This window comes from Salegentibacter sp. 24 (assembly GCF_004362395.1).
Classification (GTDB): domain Bacteria; phylum Bacteroidota; class Bacteroidia; order Flavobacteriales; family Flavobacteriaceae; genus Salegentibacter.
Window position 1 is genome coordinate 112,749 of record NZ_SNWE01000003.1, and the last position, 19,179, is coordinate 131,927.

General features: G+C 40.3%; 11 protein-coding genes. 1 reads left to right on the forward strand and 10 read right to left on the reverse strand.

The window, feature by feature from the left end; translation table 11 throughout:
• Window positions 1-106: 106 nt before the first annotated feature.
• Complete coding sequence (locus DET49_RS03085) at window positions 107-739, forward strand: plasmid pRiA4b ORF-3 family protein (protein WP_133546689.1); 633 nt, start codon at window positions 107-109, stop codon at window positions 737-739.
• 372 nt (window positions 740-1,111) lie between these two features.
• On the opposite strand, the gene DET49_RS03090 is transcribed toward DET49_RS03085, so the two are convergent.
• The 10 genes from DET49_RS03090 to DET49_RS03135 all read right to left on the reverse strand — a co-directional run bounded on the left by DET49_RS03090 (window position 1,112) and on the right by DET49_RS03135 (window position 19,179).
• Window positions 1,112-2,083 carry a N(4)-(beta-N-acetylglucosaminyl)-L-asparaginase gene (locus DET49_RS03090; RefSeq protein WP_133546690.1) on the reverse strand — a complete coding sequence of 324 codons (972 nt, stop codon included), beginning with the start codon at window positions 2,081-2,083 and terminating at the stop codon, window positions 1,112-1,114.
• Window positions 2,084-2,220: 137 nt separating this feature from the next.
• Entirely contained in the window at window positions 2,221-2,874 is a 654-nt protein-coding gene (locus tag DET49_RS03095; protein ID WP_243729497.1) for a copper homeostasis protein CutC, read from the reverse strand.
• Window positions 2,867-3,916 (reverse strand): sialidase family protein, encoded by a 1,050-nt coding sequence (locus tag DET49_RS03100; protein ID WP_133546691.1) that lies wholly within the window; start codon window positions 3,914-3,916, stop codon window positions 2,867-2,869. Before DET49_RS03100 ends, DET49_RS03095 begins: the two co-directional genes overlap by 8 nt.
• 127 nt (window positions 3,917-4,043) lie before the next feature.
• Window positions 4,044-5,504: an alpha-L-fucosidase gene (locus DET49_RS03105; RefSeq protein WP_133546692.1), complete on the reverse strand. Its 1,461-nt coding sequence runs from the start codon at window positions 5,502-5,504 to the stop codon at window positions 4,044-4,046.
• A gap of 6 nt (window positions 5,505-5,510) precedes the next feature.
• Window positions 5,511-6,953 (reverse strand): alpha-L-fucosidase, encoded by a 1,443-nt coding sequence (locus DET49_RS03110; protein ID WP_133546693.1) that lies wholly within the window; start codon window positions 6,951-6,953, stop codon window positions 5,511-5,513.
• 12 nt (window positions 6,954-6,965) lie between these two features.
• Window positions 6,966-9,353, reverse strand: a complete 2,388-nt coding sequence (locus DET49_RS03115; RefSeq protein ID WP_133546694.1) for a glycoside hydrolase family 3 N-terminal domain-containing protein — start codon at window positions 9,351-9,353, stop codon at window positions 6,966-6,968.
• Window positions 9,354-9,453: 100 nt separating this feature from the next.
• A complete protein-coding gene (locus tag DET49_RS03120; RefSeq protein ID WP_133546695.1) occupies window positions 9,454-12,036 on the reverse strand; it encodes an alpha/beta fold hydrolase in 2,583 nt (860 codons plus the stop codon).
• A 48-nt stretch (window positions 12,037-12,084) separates the two neighbouring features.
• On the reverse strand, window positions 12,085-13,632 hold the full coding sequence (locus DET49_RS03125) for a SusD/RagB family nutrient-binding outer membrane lipoprotein (protein WP_133546696.1): 1,548 nt from the start codon (window positions 13,630-13,632) through the stop codon (window positions 12,085-12,087).
• Between the two features lie 9 nt (window positions 13,633-13,641).
• Window positions 13,642-16,713: a SusC/RagA family TonB-linked outer membrane protein gene (locus DET49_RS03130; protein ID WP_243729499.1), complete on the reverse strand. Its 3,072-nt coding sequence runs from the start codon at window positions 16,711-16,713 to the stop codon at window positions 13,642-13,644.
• A 231-nt stretch (window positions 16,714-16,944) separates the two neighbouring features.
• Window positions 16,945-19,179: a GH92 family glycosyl hydrolase gene (locus DET49_RS03135; RefSeq protein WP_133546758.1), complete on the reverse strand. Its 2,235-nt coding sequence runs from the start codon at window positions 19,177-19,179 to the stop codon at window positions 16,945-16,947.

A 19,179-nucleotide genomic window follows, 5' to 3' on the forward strand; every position in this document is an offset into this window, starting at 1 on the left:
TAAATATTTTCTGGATATTAGCAAAAATAACCCTGGGTAAAAGAGCACTTATACCTAATTTTAATGAATTAAACCTTGCGTTAGAATATCCTAAAATTAATAGAAATTGAAGAAACCGATAAAACTTAAAATTACCCTAAAAGACCTTCCGCATAAATGTTATCGTAAATTACTGGTGCCCGAAGAAATCAATATGCGTCAGTTGCATTTTGTAATTCAGGAATCTTTTGGCTGGCTTAATGCCCACCTGTTTGAATTTAGTGATGCCAAGGCACAACAAAGTATTAGTGTAGGAATGCCTGATGATTTTGAAATGGAATGGATCGGTCCGGAAAAGCAAATTGCTCATAAGGTCCAACTAAAAGAAGCTTTCCTGGAAGGCTTGGAAGGAAAAGATTTTTGGTATAACTATGATTTTGGAGATGATTGGTGGCACCAGATTTCATTTTTAAAAACTACTAAGAAAGAAATAGAGGACTTTCAGGGAATACCGGTGTGTCTGGAGGCTGAAGGAAAATGCCCTCCGGAAGACGTCGGCGGCCCCTATGGCTATGCAGAATTTCTCAAAACCATAAGAAACAAAAAACATCCCGAATATAAAGAAACCAGGAGTTGGTATGGATTGGAAAAGAACGAAGAATTTAATGAAAACCTGGTAAATCTGAAAGATATCAATTATCGATTACAGGATTTTTACCATTCGGAAGAATGGAAAGATGACTCTTATGAACTATTCTAAGGCTTAAATGATATAATGAGAAAATATAAATTAATACTTAAACATTAATTATTTTCAGAAACCAGGGAGAATAACTCTTTTAAGGAATGTATTTTATTGCCCGTAGAAAACGTCACCTCATTTTTTTCGAACCAAGTTCTTCAAAATTTGAAATTGTCGGCAACTCACCCGTTTACTTAGCTAATGACTAACAAAATAAAAGGATCAGCATCCTGGAAGCTCTTAGCCAAACTAGCTAATTGATTTATCAGGAAGTTGCCGAAGTACTTATTTCTTTCTAAGGATACTTTTTCCCAGAATTTGTATTAAAAAACAGGATGCGAGCCATCTTCTTTATTTCTAAACTGCTATAACCCATGGGTTATTAAAAATCTAGAGATAAGATTCACTCTTAATATTAATATTTTCACCTGCTCTATTTAATACATAACTAAATCCAGGATGGATGCAATAGGCCCCCACTTCTCCCTGCTTATTTAGAGCCAGTAATGCTACCTGAAAATCCTTATATCTATTATTGCTCCTGATAATTCTTTTAATGGCAATTTCACAGGCTTCCTGTGGTGATTTTCCCTGTCTCATCAATTCTACTACCAAAAAACTACTGACATTCTTCATAATTTCTTCCCCCATACCTGTAGCTACAGCACCACCAATTTCATTATCTAAAAATAAACCTGCACCGATAATTGGAGAATCTCCTACCCTTCCCTGCATCTTGTAGGCTAAACCTGAAGTAGTACAGGCCCCGGCAATATCGCTGGCTTTATCTATGGCCAGCATGCCAATAGTATCGTGATTTTCAATATTGATTATAGGTTTATATTCTTTCTCTTTCAACCATTTTTTCCAGTGCTTTTTAGAATTCTCAGTCAGGAGATTTGTAGGTTCAAACCCGTTTTGAATGGCGAAGTTATAAGCCCCTTCTCCCACCAGCATCACATGAGGTGTTTCTTCCATAACTTTTCGGGCAACTGCCACGGGGTGCTCTATGTTTTTTAGATAAGCCACACTGCCACAATTTCCGTCCGGAGCCATGATACAGGCATCTAAAGTGACCTCCCCTTCCCTATCCGGAGCACCTCCCTTTCCTACAGTAGTATTTTCCAGGTTTGATTCTTCAATCATCACTCCTTGTTGCACCGCGTCCAGGGCAGGGATGCCTTCAGAAAGCAATTCCCCGGATTTTTTCCCAGCCTGGTGAAAATTCCAGGTGGTTATGGAAACCGGAAACTGGCCTGGTTTGCTTTGCGCACTGGCAAGATCAAAGGACAAATTACTGCCAACCAGGGGCAGACCTACTCCAGCAACCCCTATATTTCTTATAAAATTTCTTCTTTTCATAATTATTTAGCTTTACGTTTATTTCCTTAACAAGGTTTGTTTTCTTAGCTACCGCTGCCAGGTATAGGGTTCTAAATTCTCTTATTATTAGCAATTTCCACAAAAACCATAAATAAATATTCTTTCCTGGTTCAAAATCATTTTAGTTTTCCTACTATTTGTTTCCCGTGATAAGCAGGGCCATCTAAAAAAGCATGTAACCTGGGAAGATTATCAGCTGTAATTCTTCCTGCCGCTATGATCTCGATGCTTTCCGGTGCTGTCTGAATCATCCTCTTTAAAACATCCCTTCCTTCAAATGCTGTCTTAGCTCCGCCGGAAGTAAGTATACCCGATATTCCTTTAATTCCCGATAGCTCTTTTAGCGATTTTAAAAGATCAGGTGTCTGGTCAATTGCCTTGTGCACCGTAAAGCTCATGGGAGAGGCTAGCCGGGATAAGCTGGTAATGACCTCTATATCTAAGCACTTATCTTCTTTTAATGCCCCAAAAACCACACCTTGTATTCCCATAGCTTTACAGGTTAACATCGCAGCTTCTATTTCATTTAATTCCTGTTTGGAATATAAAAAATTACCGCAGCGGGGTCGGATCATTACTCGCAGGGGAATATTAATATTTTTCAATACCGCTTTGATCAATTTCTCAGAAGGGGTTAACCCATCGAGCTGCAAATCCGCGCAAAGTTCAAGGCGATCTGCCCCTTTTTTTTCCGCAGCAATTGCCTGTTCCAAAGTTTCCACACAGGCTTCCTTGAGATAGGCCATAGATGGTAGCATCCCCTTATTCATTTAAAATTTTTAAAGTCACATACTTTATCTTTTCCCTGTTATAGGTATAAGTAATGTGTATTTCTCCGCTTTTACCCTGAATAATTGCAGGATAACTGAACTCCCCGTTTTGTTCTTCTTCCAACCTTAAAACAATCTCCCAATTCTTTGCGTCTTTTGATTTTGCAAGATAAAGTTTATTCCTTCCATCCGACCAGTCCTCTCCAGAGGCCAGTGGATTATAAACCATTAAAAACAATCCGTTATCCAAAGCTACTGCATCAATTCCTGAGTTGGGGTTGGGTAATTCAGATTTCTTATATGTTGACCAGCTCTGCCCCTGATCCTTACTTGAACTCTCCAGGATTACGTTCTTATTACTTCGGAAAAATGCCTTTAAAGCACCACTTTTTAACTTCACAATTGTAGGTTGTATCACTTTATATTCCGAGTCATAATTTACAGGAATTTTTCTCCAGGTTTCGCCGCTATCATCTGATATTTCCATATGTGACCGCCAGATTTTACCACCCTGAAGCTCGATACTAGAGGGACTTACAATTCGCCCATTGTCCAGGGTAATTGGTTTGTTTTTTATAGGACCTAAAATCCCTTCGGGGAGCATTATGGCTCTAGACCATGTATTTCCATGGTCAACTGAGGTTTTATAGGCGCCCCACCAGGTAGAAGGCGATGGGCCAATTTTATAAAACAGGAACAATTTTTTACCATTATTAAATAATACCGGATTCCAGGTTGGGTAACGCAAGCTGTCATTAACCACCCCATCGGCTACTTTTCTTGGAGCTGACCAGCTGTTGTTTTTTCTCAGGCTAATATAAATACTCACATCAGGATGACGCTCGTGTGTACCGCCAAACCAGCCGGCAATTAAACTTCCATCCTGCATTTGCTCAATAGTAGAAGCATGAACACTTGGAATTCCTGTATGTGAATAAATAAATTCATCATTAACTATCTCGACTTTTCTGTTATTTTGAGCTAGTGAAACCACGTGGTATAAAAGTATAAAACCTAAAAAAAACCTTTTTCTATTTTTCATGACCAAATTAAAAAAAAGGAGGATGGTGGTCCTCCTTCGGCTATCAAACATTATTCACAATATGGTGAATTCAAATAAAATTTTCAAAAAACCAATATAACATCACAAGGTCATGCTAAGCTTATATCTAATAGATTTCCAGGTTAGCGATGACAGGATTTGCCCTGGCATCAATAAAATTAATTTTTATTGCTGTTGTTTTTACTGAAAGGATTTCCAGAATTCGCTTATATCCTATTGTAGTGCCTTTGGCAACCTGTTTCCACTGCCCATCTACTTGTGCTTCCACATTAAACTCTTTAATTCGTTGCCCTAGGGCGATATATTCCTGTAGCAAAATATAATTCACTTCCTGCTTTGTTTCAAACTCCACTACCACAGAAGATTTAATAATATCATCATTGGTTGACCAATAGGTTTTTGCATTCTTATCGATTAAATGCTCAGCAGAAAAATTTTCCTGTCCACCCCGGTATGAACTTGCGGAAATTTGTGAATTTAAAGCTAAATCATCGGCAAATACACTATCGATAATCCTACGCATTCCCAGTAGTGATGCTACATCATTCTGATGGAATAGCCCCCTTTTATCAGGAGGAACATTAAGCAACAAGGTGGAACCGCGCCCAACAGACTGCAAATAAACCCGGAATAACTCCTCTGGACTTTTAACCAACGAATCTTCTTCTTCGTGGTAAAACCAGCCAGGACGAATAGAAGTATTCACCTCAGCGGGAATCCAGGCTGTTCCATCTTTTGATCCGGTCTGTAAAAGATCTCCAATTCCTGCTTTACCCGCGAAAAGGGTATCAGCAGTAATCATATTCCAGTTGGTCTTTCCCCCAATTCCCTTTTCATTTCCTACCCAACGTAGATCGGGCCCGGCATCACTGAAAAACAATACGGAAGGCTGCATTTTTTCAACCATAGCCAAAGTGGTAGGCCAGTTGTAATAATTTTGCTTGTCTATGCGCCGTTCTTCCTTCGCCCCTCCATAATAACCATCTCCCCCATTGGCCCCGTCAAACCACATCTCAAAAATATCTCCGTAGTTGGTAAATATTTCTTTTAACTGATTTCTGTAATACCTCACATAGGATTCCTCCCCATAATCTGCACGGTTTCTATCCCATGGGGAAAGGTAAACTCCAAATTTCAAACCGTGGGCCCTGGCAGATTCTGCAACTTCCTTTACTAAGTCTCCTTTGCCGTTCTTATAAGGGGAGTTAGCAATATCATGTTCGGTATAATCAGAAGGATATAAGGTAAAACCATCGTGATGTTTTGCGGTCAGTATAACGCCTTTAAAACCAGCTTTTTTTAAAGTTCCCATCCACTGATCCACATCTAAATCGGTAGGATTGAAAATTTCAGCAGATTCATCTCCATACCCCCATTCCTTCCCGGTAAAAGTATTGGTGGTAAAATGGATAAAAGCATTCATTTCCATTTCGTGCCAGGCTAGTTGTTCCGGACTAGGGGTGGGTTCAATGGCCTGGGGTGCTTCAATTTGTTTGTTTTCCTGACAGCACAAAACCATGCTTAGTATACAAATACCTAACAGGGGCTGTATTAATTTGCGGTTCATTCTTTTCTAGTTTTCTATGGAAAATGCGATTGCTGGAGTATTTTCGCTCAGGCGAATTTCTTTTGGCAGCATAATTTCAAGCTTATCTTCTTTTAATTTAAAATCGATCATTTCCCCGGTTTGTAGCAATGTGATTTTCGCGTTTTCGGAAGGTAAATTCTTAGACCAACTAATTGATTCCGGAAGCTCTTTTCCTTTTTCAAAAATGGCTATAGCATAAAGCTTTTTTTCATTTTCAGTGAAATAAATATTTCCATCCTGATAGTTATCTATAGCATGGGTATTGTAAATAGCTTCGCCATTTTCATCCAACCAGCTTCCTATCTCCTTCAATTTATCAACCACTTCTAAAGGAAGCGTACCGTCCGGTTTAGGACCTACCCCTAAAAGAAGATTTCCTCCCTTTGCAACTACCTCAATAAGGTTGTGAATAACCTGATTTGGCGATTTTAAAGGGTCGTTCGGTACATATCCCCAGTTATTTCCCAGTGGCAAACAACTTTCCCAGGGATTGTCAAGCCTGGCTTCAGGAATTTTACGTTCCGGAGTTTGATAATTTTCATAAGGACCATGAACGGTCCGGTCCGCAAAGATGATTCCCGGTTGGGCTTCTCTTGCCATGGCTGCAATTTTAGGCATATCTATATCCTGGCTGGCTTCAGGGATGGGGGCGCCCCAGGCCCGTACTTCGTCATTCACGGTTTCTTTGGGTCGTACCCATCCCCCATCTAACCATAAGATATCAATACTACCATAATCGTGCATCAACTCACTGATCTGGTTAAAGGAAAACTCTTTGAATTTATTCCAGCGCCAGCTGTATTTTTCAATATCGTAATTGGCATTCCTATTGGGAGTGGCATATTTGTCCCACCAGAAATATTGCGAATGCCAGTCCGGTTTTGAGAAATACGCCCCAATCATAAAATCTTTCTTTCGAAAAGCTTCAAAAATATACTTGGCTACATTGGCCTTTGGATTATTCTGGAAGGGGCCATTGGTGATTTTAAAATCGGTTTGCTGTGTATCAAACATATTAAATCCGTCATGGTGCTTGGTGGTAAAAACCATATATTTCATTCCTGCAGCCTGAGCAGCATCTGCCCAGCTATCAGGATCAAAATTCACAGGATTAAAAATTTTATCCAAATTCCAGTACCATCTTTTATAATCATTATAAGCAATAGTACTATCGCGCTCTATCCAATCCTCGGAACATAGGTTCCAGGACTCCATAATTCCGGGAACCGAATACAATCCCCAGTGAATGAGCATTCCAAACTTCTGATTCTCCCATTTTGAAAGTTTTTCCTTCACTAAAGGATCGGTGGGTGCCACATAGTCTTCAGATCTTTGATGCACCCCGTGCTCATCCTGTGCCTGGATAAACTGAAAGAAAAGCATCAGTGTAAAGACTAAAACAACTTTTATATTTTTAATTTTCAGCATCCTGTAAATTATTTATTGGTTAAGAGTAATATTTTCTAATAATTCAAATGTAGTTTCGAGCCTAATATCTTCGGAAGAAGCTCCGATCATCACTCTAAATTCCCCCGCTTCCGCTACTTGCTCCATCTGTTGGTTAAAAAGGGATAATTCTTTGGGGCGGATATTAAAATTCAGGGTTTTAGTTTCGCCTGCTTTGATAGAAACCCGCTTAAAGCCTCTTAATTGTTTGACGGGAGTAAGCACGCTGCTTACCATATCCCTTAAATAGACCTGTACCACCTCGTCTCCATCAACATCGCTGATATTTTTAACTTTTAGCCTTAGCCTTACAATAGTATTCTTTCCCTGCCCTTCCATGGCTAGGCTTAAATCCGAATACTCAAATTTGGAATAACTCAGTCCGTAACCAAAGGGATACAAAGGTTTGGCATCCATTTCTACATAATCCCTTCTCTTTGGAAACCAGTAGTTATAATATACGGGTAATTGACCTACAGATTTGGGAACCGAAACCGGTAACCTTCCTGCAGGATTAAAATCCCCGAACAATACATCGGCAATAGCATTTCCACCTTCCTGTCCAGGATACCATGCATCCAGAATTGCCGGTACATTTTCTGAAGGCCAGTTCAATAGCAAAGGTCTGCCCTTTATTAAAACTAATACCGTTGGGGTTCCTGTAGATGCCACTGCCTTTAATAACTCCAGTTGCTTCCCCATTAAATTCAGGCTAGCGCGATCGTATCCTTCCCCGCTTTCCATATCGCTTAAAATTTCATCTTCTGAAGAAGAAACCTTGGCGGCTCCAGTTTGCTGGTATTTTGTTTTGAAATCTCGAGCACTTGAACCTCCTAAAACAACAATAGCAACTTCAGCATTTTTGGCGGCCTGGACAGCTGCAGGTATATCCGTTTTGGTGGTATCACGTACTGCGGTTCCCTTTATATACTGGATATTTGCTTTTGGCAGCTTGTTTTTAATTCCTTCCAGCACGGTAACAACATTAGCTTCTGCCTGAGGGGCCGTATAGTCACCTAGCTGATTGTATTGCATAGCTGCATTAGAACCAATCACAGCAATATTTTTTATATTTTTGTTTAACGGCAGGAGGTTATTTTCATTTTTCAAAAGGGTCATTGAGGCTAAGGCCACTTCTTTTGCCAGTTGTATATGATCCGCATTTCTAACAATTTTATCAGCTTCTTCCACCTTGACGTAAGGGTTTTCAAATAGGCCCAATTTGAATTTCACCCTGAGAACTCTTTTTACTGCTTCATTAATTCTATCTTCAGAAACCTTACCGGCCTTCAAAGCATTCAATAAAGCATCATCAAAACCATTCCCACCCAGATCTGCATCTACTCCTGCATTCATCGCAACTGCTGCGGCATCTTCTTTTGTACCAACGATATGATGGCTTCCCAGAAGTCCTTCGATACTAGCAAGATCTGAAATCACAAAACCTTTAAATCCCCAGTCTCCTTTTAAGGTTTTTGTAAGCAATTCTTTGTGGGCTGTACTGGGGATCCCGTCAATGGAGCTATAAGCAGTCATTACCGATAAGATTCTACTATCGACCGCTTGCTTTACCGGGTATAAAAAATTCTGGAATAAATCTCGTTGCCCTATATGTACAGCACCCCCGTTATGTCCGCCTTCTGAAACACCGTATGCCGCAAAATGCTTTAAGGTTGCTGCCACATGTTTTCCGTTTTTTAGCTCTTCCGGGCTATTACCCTGAAATCCTGAAACTACGGATTTCCCCATTTCCGAAACCAGGTAAGGATCCTCGCCAAAGGTCTCTTCTACCCGGGACCATCTCGGATCTCGCGCAAGATCGACAATCGGACCATAACCCACATTGGCGCCCTGGGCCCTTATTTCTTCGGCTATAGCTTCAGCCATTCTTTTAATAAGTTTTGGATTCCATGTACTTGCCTGTCCGATTCCGGTAGGAAAAACAGTAGTTCCAATGGCCATATGCCCGTGCATGGCTTCTTCTTCCAGTAGAAGAGGGATTCCCAAACGGCTGTTTTCTATGGCGTATTTTTGAATAGCATTGGTGATTTTAGCGGCTTCTCTTGGATGCAGCCCAGTCTCCAGGGTTTTCTGCGTCCAGGGGTCTGCCCTGAGCAGCCCCCACAACCCACCAATATTACGGGTTTCAATCTCTTTTTTGTAAAGTTCACTAAGGCCTAACTTGCCATCCCCTTTTGTATACATTTTCCAGCCAAGAGCAGTAGTAAGCTGGCCTACCTTCTCCTCTAAGGTCATTAAGGAAACCAGGTTATCTACCCGTTTTTCTACACTTAGGGATGTATCCTGATAAGCAGCCTTTTCTAGTTGCTGAGATAGTAACACATTGGTAACAAGTAAAAACCCAAAACAAATATTTTTCATCAATTTAATTTTAAAAAGAAAACCGGCTGGCTTGCACCAACCAGTTTTCATCAACTAACACATGGAATTTTTGTTATTGCCGTTGTACTTTCTAAGCTTATTAATTCCAGATAAAATCTCCATTTTCAACAGACCAGTCATTTCCAAAAAAGCCGGCAGCTCGCACCCCTTTCAAACCTTCTGTACCCAGGGTATCATCAAAAATTATCAGATCCGGAAAAAAGCTGCCATTTTCTAAATACTCATTGGCATAACCAGCATGCATCCCTTTTATCCCGGTAGCCGAGACCACACCAATACTAGCCCTTTCACTATCCATTCTAGGATAAATAAAATAGGTGCCTAAATGATCCCCCAGCAACTCCTTTTCACCGATTTTTATCTTGTTATCCGAAACCTGTACAGGCGCATTCTTCAAGAGTTTTAACCAAGCTGCATTATTGGATTTGTTTCCATAGATGACCACATTTCGATCCTTAAAATCCGCAGCTTTAAAATCAGTATCTTTAATTATATCCAGGCTTCCGTTGGCCCTGTAATAAAATTTTTCCGCATCAAACTTTGCCCTGTTGTAATACCACTGGTTCTCTGCCCTGGAACCACCGGTAGCATAGACCAGGACAACATTATTTCTGAAGGCATCTTTAAAACCTCCATTTCTCAATGGATTTTTTTCAAAAACTGAAGGCCTTTGTGAAACCTGCCATTTCCCCTGTTGTTTCTTTAAATATATGGTATCCACTTCTGGAATCAATAGGGACTGATCATCTATTTGAATATCCGCTAACTTTATTGAATCGATTGCTTTAGTGGCTATGGCCAGGGATAAAACATTTGTGGTCCTTAGTTTGAAACCGCTTTGCGTTTTTTCAAAATCAAAATTGCTGATTTCAAATGGAATTTCCTGTTGAAGAATCGCTATAAAATGGGAACCGGCAGAAACCCCCGGGGAAGCTGTTGTAAAATTGATTTTATCAATCTGGTGATCTGCTTTTATTTTCCTTCTATTAAAGAAATAAAATATAGGTGGCCAGTCAACACTCTCGTCCCCGAACCAATGTTTCCCTCCAGGGTATTCGTAATAAGCAAAATCATTATGGAACTCTCCCAGACGCGCCCTCATTTGACGAGCAAAAAAGGTGGGCACAACCCTATCGGAATCCCCGTGAAGTATATAAACTCCAAAATGTAGGTAATTGTTCTCTAATTTTAGCGTACGACTGGGATTACCTGCTCTTCGGATAATTTGGTCAAGCCTAATTTCCTTTGCATCACTAAGGTCTTGAGTTGTTTTCTTTACGAATTCTGTTTTGCTCATGCCATAATCTTGTTGAATCTGATCTTCAGATAAGCGCCTGATAAAACTATTTCTGTACTCCAATAAATCCGGATATCCAGCAGCAGGTGCAATGGCCGCGAATTTATCAGGGTAAGTAGCTCCTAAATACCAGGTCCCATGGCCTCCCATAGAATGCCCCGTGAGATAGGTACGTTGGGGATCAGTTTTTAATAATTCTTCTGAATGTTTTAAGACTTCAAGGGCATCCAGTCTTCCCCAGTCCTCCCAGGCAAAACCAAAAGGTCTTCTATTGGTGGGAGCCACGATATGCCCCCACTCTTTTTGTTTATATGCGTTGGCTTGATTTACTGCTTCCACTGAAGCACCATGTACGGAAAGAAATAATGCCTGATTATCCCGGTCTCTATTTAAAGAAGGAGCCAGGCTATAATATTGAACGCTTCTATCTATATCACTTACAAAGGTATTCTTGTGATGTTTGTATTTTGATTTAACCGCAAGGTCGATTGTGGTGGTATCAATGATATGATTTCTTTTGTCTTTAAGGTAAAGAATAGCTTGCACCTTTTCTGAGGCTTTTAAATTTTTTGGAACTGGAATAGAGAAGGGTACTTTTTTTACATGTTCCGGTGCTATGGCTGGTAGAATCGTTTCTGCCGATGTGCCTCCTATTTCAATCCGGATTTTAGCATCTTTAAGCCAGTTATCCTCTGAATTAATTATCCTTATTGCCCCCCAGAGAGGTGTGTCATTTTCTATTAATAAATCAGGCAGGGTAAGGTCCCTTGTAGTGAATTCAACCGGCTTGTGAGGAGCTAACAATCGAGCACGTATATGTGAGAATCTACCGCCGGAGAGTAAGAACTGGTTTTTCCCTTTTTTGAGCTTTACAGGGATTAGGCTCCATCCAAAATCATAATGATCCCCAGCATGGGGTAGGCCGTTAATAAGCACGGAGGAATGACCTGAGGCCTCAAAAAGAACCGTTTTTTCTGATGCAGATTCATATTCCAGATAAAGGTACCCCGTATTTTGAAGATTTGGATCCTTAAATTCACTGCTCTTGTTCACACGAATTGGTTTCCAACTCACTGTTTCCCCAAGAAAACCGTCATATTCTTTTTTGTCTTTAGTAATTTTTAGGCCATTAGCAACAGCATTACTAAATATGAGATCATGCGTTACTGCAGCCTTGCTAAAGGGAATTCCCGAGGTGCTTAGAATTAAACCTTTTTTAAATAGATGAACCACTTCTCCTTCACTTATTTCGTCTACTTTCTCTTTCCCGAAATACGCTACAATATTACCTTCTCTCTGCTGAGCATTAATGAAATCAACTAAAAGAAAAAAAAGCGTAAATAGTGTAATTCTAAGTAAATGCATAATAGATAATTTTTGAAGAAGAAATGGTTCGATAATTTCTATGGTCTGTTATTGCGCCTCATCCCACCAGATTCTGGTTGTTAAATTATCAGGCCCCTGAGAAGATACTGCCGCATTATAATTTTCAGCATTGGTTAACTGTTCTGACTGCAGATATGTTAATCTTCTGGGTATAGTCCCTCCGGTAACATTCCCCGGATAATCAACCGGATCCAAAACAGGATATCCAGTTCTTCTCCAGTTGGCATAGGCTTCATATTCATTTAGAAAAACTGCTGCCCAGTACTGTGTATTTATTTGCTCAAGGGCATTACTTGGATCATAAGGATTGGCTTCAAGGTAATTGGAAATTTCCTCCTCTGAAATCACTGCCTCAGGAGAATAAAGTTCTAAATAGTTCATCGCGGCTCTCACTCCCGCCTTGTAATGAGACTCCACATCTCCATCACCAGACCCCCATCGATATGCCGCTTCTGCCAGCATAAATTCAACTTCGGCATAGGTTTGAAAAAAATTCGGTGCTGCCTCACTGGTAAGATATAACCTGTTAGGTTCTGAAAAATCCTGTGTATTTGTTTTTCCTGTCTGCTCTTGCAGTAAAAAGCTATCCAGTCCATTGGGCAAACCAACCTGGGCCTCAGGATCGGTGCGTTCTTCAACCGTTCTTAAAATAGGGTTGCCGTTGGCATCGGTTTCTCCGGTGTTTTCCGGAAGACTCGCATAAATGGTTAACCTGGGATCACCTTGTAAAAACTCAATAAATGTATTACTAATCCGGGGCGTGCCATCAGCGGTAAAGGTTTCTCCATTTCCGTTTTGGACAATACCATTTCCTTCTTCGTGCACCACATAGGCAATATCGTCATTTGATTCCATAACTCCGCCGGCTATTGCTTTTTCAGCCCATTTCTGAGCCGCGGCCTCATCTACTTTAGTCATTCTTAATCCTAATCGCAGCATTAAGGAATAGGCCCATTTTTGCCACTTTGAGGTATCTCCATTAAAAATGATATCCGTTGAGCCCAAGGTACTTGTGGATCCCTCGAGTAGCTCAGCGGATTCTTCCAATTCTTTTAACATATCTGCATAAATATTTTCCTGTAAATCATAAGCAGGTCTCATATTCCCAGTGATATAAGCATTTCCAGCCTCTGAATAAGGAATGTCCCCATAGAGATCTGTCATCCGATGATATGCAAATACTCTTAAAACTCTTACCATCGCATAATCAGCTGAAAGGGTATCCCCTTCTGTTTCCAGCTGATATTTCATATCTTCAATAACCTTGATGGTTTGGGGATACTGGGCGGTCCAAAAAGCTTCTGCGTACCCCGCGCTGTAGGTATATTTATCCCCGTTCCAATAGCCCTGGGTATTGGCAAGATGCTGAATCATCGTGGAGGCATATATTAGATTCGCTCTCCAGCTTTCATATCGTTGGCCGGAAGCGTATAAAACCGCAGTTGGGAATTTATAGTTCAAATCAATTTGCGTCGCTGTTGTGGGGTCGACATTTATATCTTCAAAATCATCATCACAAGAAGATAAAAAGAGAGATAACCCCAAAAACATAGATATATATAACTTGGTTTTCATAGTATTTGTTTAAAATTTTACGTTGATGTTCAATCCATAACTTCTGCTGGTAGGTAAGCCAAATCTTTCTAGTCCTACCCCACCAGAGGAATTATTAAAAGCGGATTCAGGATCGATATTCTCTGTTTCCCTTTTGATAAAGAAAAGATTTCGCCCGATTAAGGAAATATTTGCACTACTTATAAAAGTATCCTCCAACAGCTGGCTGGGAAAATTGTAACCCAGACTAATTTCTCTGAACTTGATAAAATCAGCATCCTGAATATTTGCTTCTGCTATCTGATATAATTTCTGATAATATATACTTGTATTTTCCGGAGCTATAGTTGTTGAAAAAGCATTTCCATCAACATCCACTCCGCTTATATCAAGTCCGTTTTCGCGTCCTACTAAAGTATTTTTACTGGCCCCATAATAATTGGCAAAGGCACTGGTTCCCGAAAGTATTTCTGCACCGAATTTGGCGTCGATAAGAAAAGACAGGTTGATATTTTTATAATTAAAATTATTACTGATCCCCATAGTCCAGGGAGCAACCCCGTTGCCCAAAAATTCACTCGGTCCAACAGTGGGTGTACCGTTGCTATCATACTGAATATTGCCCTGATCATCTCTTATAAAGGTTGTTCCATATATAGCACCAAATGGCCTTCCTACAATGGCACCAGATTGTGCATTGACTCCGGAATTACCAATGAACAAGGGATTCCCATCTAAATCAGTGGCTTTGACCTGGTTATCATTATAAGCCAGGTTATAAGAAATATTCCATCCAAAATTTTCTAAATCTATTGGAGCACCTGTCAGTAATAATTCCACTCCCTGGTTGGTCATTTCACCAACATTGATATAAGCCTGGTTGTATCCTGAAGAATTTGAGATACTAATGGGCACGATATCATCTGTAGTTTTATTCGAATAATAGGTTAGATCCACACCCAGACGACTTTCAAGCATCATAAGGTTTACACCGAATTCATATTCCGTTTTGGAAAAAGGTTTTAAATCCTGGTTAGGCAAATAGGAATTTGTAATATTCCCTAAAGGCACATTATTCCCCTGCCCTGAGTAAGTATCGAAAATACCATAGGCTAAAGAAAGTTGATAGGCCTCTGGGACCCCTCCCCCAATATCAGAATAACCAGCTCTGAATTTACCAAAAGTAACCCATTCAGGCATATCAAATGCATCAGAGAAAACAAAGCTTGTACTGGCAGAAGGGTAGAAATAAGAATTAGGACTTGTCTTTCCGGCCAGGGACAAGGTGGAAAACCAATCCTTTCTTCCTGTTACATTCAAAAACAGGTAATCTTTATAAGAAAGTTCGGTGGTAAAGTAGAGAGAATTAATTTTTATCTGGGCAAAGTCATAAGTATAGTTCTTTGTGGTGACATTCGAAATATCCTCTAACCCGGGCAATACAAATTCCGACCCGTTTAATACTGTTTGTTCATTTTTCTTATCATTGCTATTGGCTCCCAAAATTACAGAAGCTCCGAAATCATCAAAGCTCTTCTCAAGGCCTAACATGATATCGGCATCTACAGTTTTCACATTAAAGGCTGTTTCGGTCATGGATCCAAGGGGTTTATATGCAGTTCCAAAAGGTTCTACTGCGGTTATCCTGGCGGTATACTGATCGATACCTGCTCTACCCAAAACATACATCCAGTCTGTAATATCGTATCTTAAATTTGCAGACCCGATAAACCTGTTTTTTTTGCTTTCATTATTAAATGCATAGGCAGACCAGTAAGGGTTTTGGTGGTATGTACTACTGGATATTCTAAGTTCTGTACCCTCTTCATTATATCCAGGGCGATAATCCAGGACATTGATATTGGGTGGAGATAAGACCACTGCAAAATTTGCATTACCGGGAGAATCTGCCAGACGAGGCCTGTTTTTTACATCTTCCAGTATATATTTTGTATTAATGTCCAAACTGAGTTTGTCTGCTAATTGCATTCCCGCATTAAGGGAGAAAGATTTTCTGTTTAAACCTGAATTTGGTGTCACATCCTCATTGGTCAAATCCGTTGCTGAAAATCTTATATTATAGTTATCACCTGCCTTGGCAAAAGCCACCGTATTTGTTAGGGTAACACCCGATCTATAAAACCTGTCAATATTATTTCCCTGATCGGAATAAGGTCTTTCAATCCCGTCAAACTGAACAACGCTGGAACCATCCAGCCTGCTTCCCCAGGCCTGCATTCCAGCATCCAAAGCTTCTTGCTGAGAAGTTGGAGCCTGCCCTAAGGTGCCCTGGCCATATTGATTCTGAAAATCGTAGATATCAGACATTACGGTCTCCATAAGTACCGAACCAGCGTATTCCACACCAATTCCTTTCTGGCCCTTTCCGGATTTAGTATTGATTATAATAACTCCATTGGATGCTCTAGACCCATAAAGGGCAGCCGCGGCACCTCCTTTTAAAACATTGATGGTTTCAATATCATCAGGGTTGATACTTGAAATTCCATCTCCGAAATCCGATCCTCCCCACTGGCTGGCAGAGCCCAAATTGGTATTATCAATTGGAATTCCATCTACGATATACAAAGGTTGATTCCCCCCGCTAATACTACTAGCACCTCTTATAATTACATTACTTGTTCCTGCGGGTCCAGTTGCTGAACCGGTAATATTAAGACCAGCGACCTTGCCCTGTAAGGCGTTAATCGCATTGACCTGTTTTACCTCAGCCAATTCTTCCCCGTCTACCTGCGTAACGGAATATCCCAAAGCTTTTTCAGATCGCTTAATTCCCAAAGCAGTCACTACTACTTCATCAAGTGCCTCTGAATCTGCTTCCAACTGTATGTTCATCATGTTTGAATCAGCGGGAACCTCTAGCGTTTTGAATCCCACCATGGAAAACACCAGGGTGGCACCATTATCCACCTGTAGTTCAAAATTTCCATCGAAGTCAGTAGAAGTACCATTATTGGTACCTTTTTCCAACACCGTTACCCCGGGCAAAGGTATTTCGGATTCCGCTTCTTTCACCGTACCATTAACTGTTAGCTCCTGGGCCTGGACAAAACTTATAAATCCAAGCGAAAAAAGGAACATGCAAATAAACTTTCTTACCATGTTTATCATCTATTAGAGTTTGTATTAATTTTAAGCATTTCTAAATTTTAACTTAAATGTTATGAATTAGTTAAGCTTTTAAAAATAAAATCGACGGACAACAAGTTTTAACCTCTGAACAACTTAGTTATAGGAATAAGGTTTGAATCCAAAACATATAAATTAAATTGTTTTAAGTTTTTCTAAGAAGCAAAATAATTTAGGAAGATGCTATTGAAATATAATTTTTTTAGGTAAGTTTTCGGTGGAAAATGGGATAAACAGCTGCTCTAATTCTATATTATCCACCTCTACTTTTGGATTTCTTTCTGAACTCTGATCTTTGGAAATAATTATAAGATCATGCGGATAGAATTTCTGATTCAGATTGAGTTTTATTTTATCAAAAGTTGGAGTAACCAAAGTATATAAAGGGCTGGCAGGAGTGACCGGGTAAATTCCCATCATAGAATAGATTACCCAGGCACTCATCGTACCAGTATCATCGTTTCCGGGAATACCATCAGGGGAATTTTTATAATAGGTATCAATCAATTCCCTTATTTTTTCCGAAGCTTTATACTGCTTACCAGGAATAAAATTGTACAGATATCCATAGGCGAAATCCGGTTCATTAGCCATATCAAACTGCCCTTCAGCAAAAAGCTTATCCAACCTCTTCTCAAATTTTTTATTCCCACCCATTAATTTTTTAAGTCCTGCTATATCATGAGGGACCATAAAAAGGTATTGCCAGGCATTACCTTCAATATAACCCGGATTCTTTGTGAAATTAGCCCCGGCTAAAGGATCAAATTCCGCATACCAGGATCCATCCCTATGCCTGGGCTGGAGAAACCTGGTTTCTGGATTGTATAATTTTTTATAGGAAAGCGATCGTTTGGTGAATTCCTTAAATACTTTCTTCTTTCCTAATTCCTCTGCCAATTGTGCAATGGCATAATCAGCTATATTATATTCCTGTGTAGTGGACACCGGACCTTCAATATCACTGTCGACCCCTATAAAACCCTTTTCTATATATTCCCTTAATCCAGGACGTAAAGGATTGCCTGTAGTGTCTGTTGCGCTTTTCAACATCGCTTCAAATGCCTTTTCCACATCAAAATCAGTAAGACCACGCAGGTAAGTATCAGCCAGGACCACTGCCGCGGGATCCCCAACCATGGTAAATGTCTCTGTAGCATTTAACTCCCATTTTGGCAACCAGCCGTTCTCATCATACATTTCCAGCATTGATTTCACCATATCTAATTGCTCCTCAGGATAAAGTAAGCCCATCAACTGGTGATAATTCCTGTAGGTGTCCCAAAGCGAAAAAGTAGTATACCGAGTCCCTTTTGTTTTGCCAATTTTTCCTGTGGCAATTTCCGGATATTCCCCATTAACATCATTGAGAATATTAGGATGAATTTGCGTATGATATAAAGCGGTATAGAATATCGTCTTTTCCTCTTCAGTGCCCCCTTCAACCTCTACCACCTGTAATTTGTTTTTCCACTGCTGCCTTGTTTGGGCATATACTTCATCAAAGCTTAAGGCTCCTACCTCTTTTTCTAAATTTTCTCTTGCATTTTCTATACTTACATAAGATACCCCGATCTTAAGTTCTACTTGCTCCGGCTCTTTAAAATCATAGGTCATATAGGCTCCGATACTGTCCCCCACCACTTCCCTGGTAAAGCCTTTCTTGATCCGTGTTTTACCGTTATAGCTCATCCATTGTGCCTCTGTACCTTCATAATTATAAGGGGTTTTCCAGATTCCAAAATCATCGGCCGGCCTGGAGAATTTTGCAACAAAATAAACAGGATAAGCTGCCTGCGCGTTATTATAACAAAAACTTCCTACCATGCGCATCCCTTCAATTTCGCTAGGGGAAACAATATGAACCATAGCGCCCTGCTCGTTAGTAAGGCCCAGTCCCAGATTCAGTAAGATATTGGATTTCCCCTGGGGAAAGCTATACCTTGTTACCCCGGTCCTGGTACTGGCGGTGGCTTCCACCTGGACCTTATATTTATCCAGTTTTGTGGAGTAGTACCCTGCTTTTGCTACCTCCTCTGAATAAAGGCTACCATATTTTATATGACTGGTTTCCAGTGCTCCGGTGGTGGGCATCGTCAGGATCACCCCCAGGTCCGGACAGCCAACCCCGCTCATATTTACGTGGCTGAACCCGGTCAAAAATTTATTTTCATACACATAAGGATTGGACAACCATTGGCTATCCTTTTCTAAGGGATTCAGGTCAAGTCTTCCGGCAACATTAAAAGGCGACACACTTGCCATTGCTCTGGGGGCAATAGCACCAGGGTTTGTCGCTCCATAATTTGATGTTCCAATAAACGGATTAACATAGGTTACAGGATGAGCATCCTGTGCAGTAATTTGTAAGGAAATAAAAGTTAACCATCCTGCAAGAACTACTCTGAATACTGACAT

Bases quoted from the DNA above. Each gene is read 5' to 3' on its own strand.
- DET49_RS03110 (WP_133546693.1), bottom strand. From the start codon at position 6,953: ATGCTGAAAATTAAAAATATAAAAGTTGTTTTAGTCTTTACACTGATG.
- DET49_RS03100 (WP_133546691.1), bottom strand. From the start codon at position 3,916: ATGAAAAATAGAAAAAGGTTTTTTTTAGGTTTTATACTTTTATACCAC.
- DET49_RS03135 (WP_133546758.1), bottom strand. From the start codon at position 19,179: ATGTCAGTATTCAGAGTAGTTCTTGCAGGATGGTTAACTTTTATTTCC.
- DET49_RS03095 (WP_243729497.1), bottom strand. From the start codon at position 2,874: ATGAATAAGGGGATGCTACCATCTATGGCCTATCTCAAGGAAGCCTGT.
- DET49_RS03125 (WP_133546696.1), bottom strand. From the start codon at position 13,632: ATGAAAACCAAGTTATATATATCTATGTTTTTGGGGTTATCTCTCTTT.
- DET49_RS03105 (WP_133546692.1), bottom strand. From the start codon at position 5,504: ATGAACCGCAAATTAATACAGCCCCTGTTAGGTATTTGTATACTAAGC.
- DET49_RS03115 (WP_133546694.1), bottom strand. From the start codon at position 9,353: ATGAAAAATATTTGTTTTGGGTTTTTACTTGTTACCAATGTGTTACTA.
- DET49_RS03090 (WP_133546690.1), bottom strand. From the start codon at position 2,083: ATGAAAAGAAGAAATTTTATAAGAAATATAGGGGTTGCTGGAGTAGGT.
- DET49_RS03130 (WP_243729499.1), bottom strand. From the start codon at position 16,713: ATGTTCCTTTTTTCGCTTGGATTTATAAGTTTTGTCCAGGCCCAGGAG.
- DET49_RS03120 (WP_133546695.1), bottom strand. From the start codon at position 12,036: ATGCATTTACTTAGAATTACACTATTTACGCTTTTTTTTCTTTTAGTT.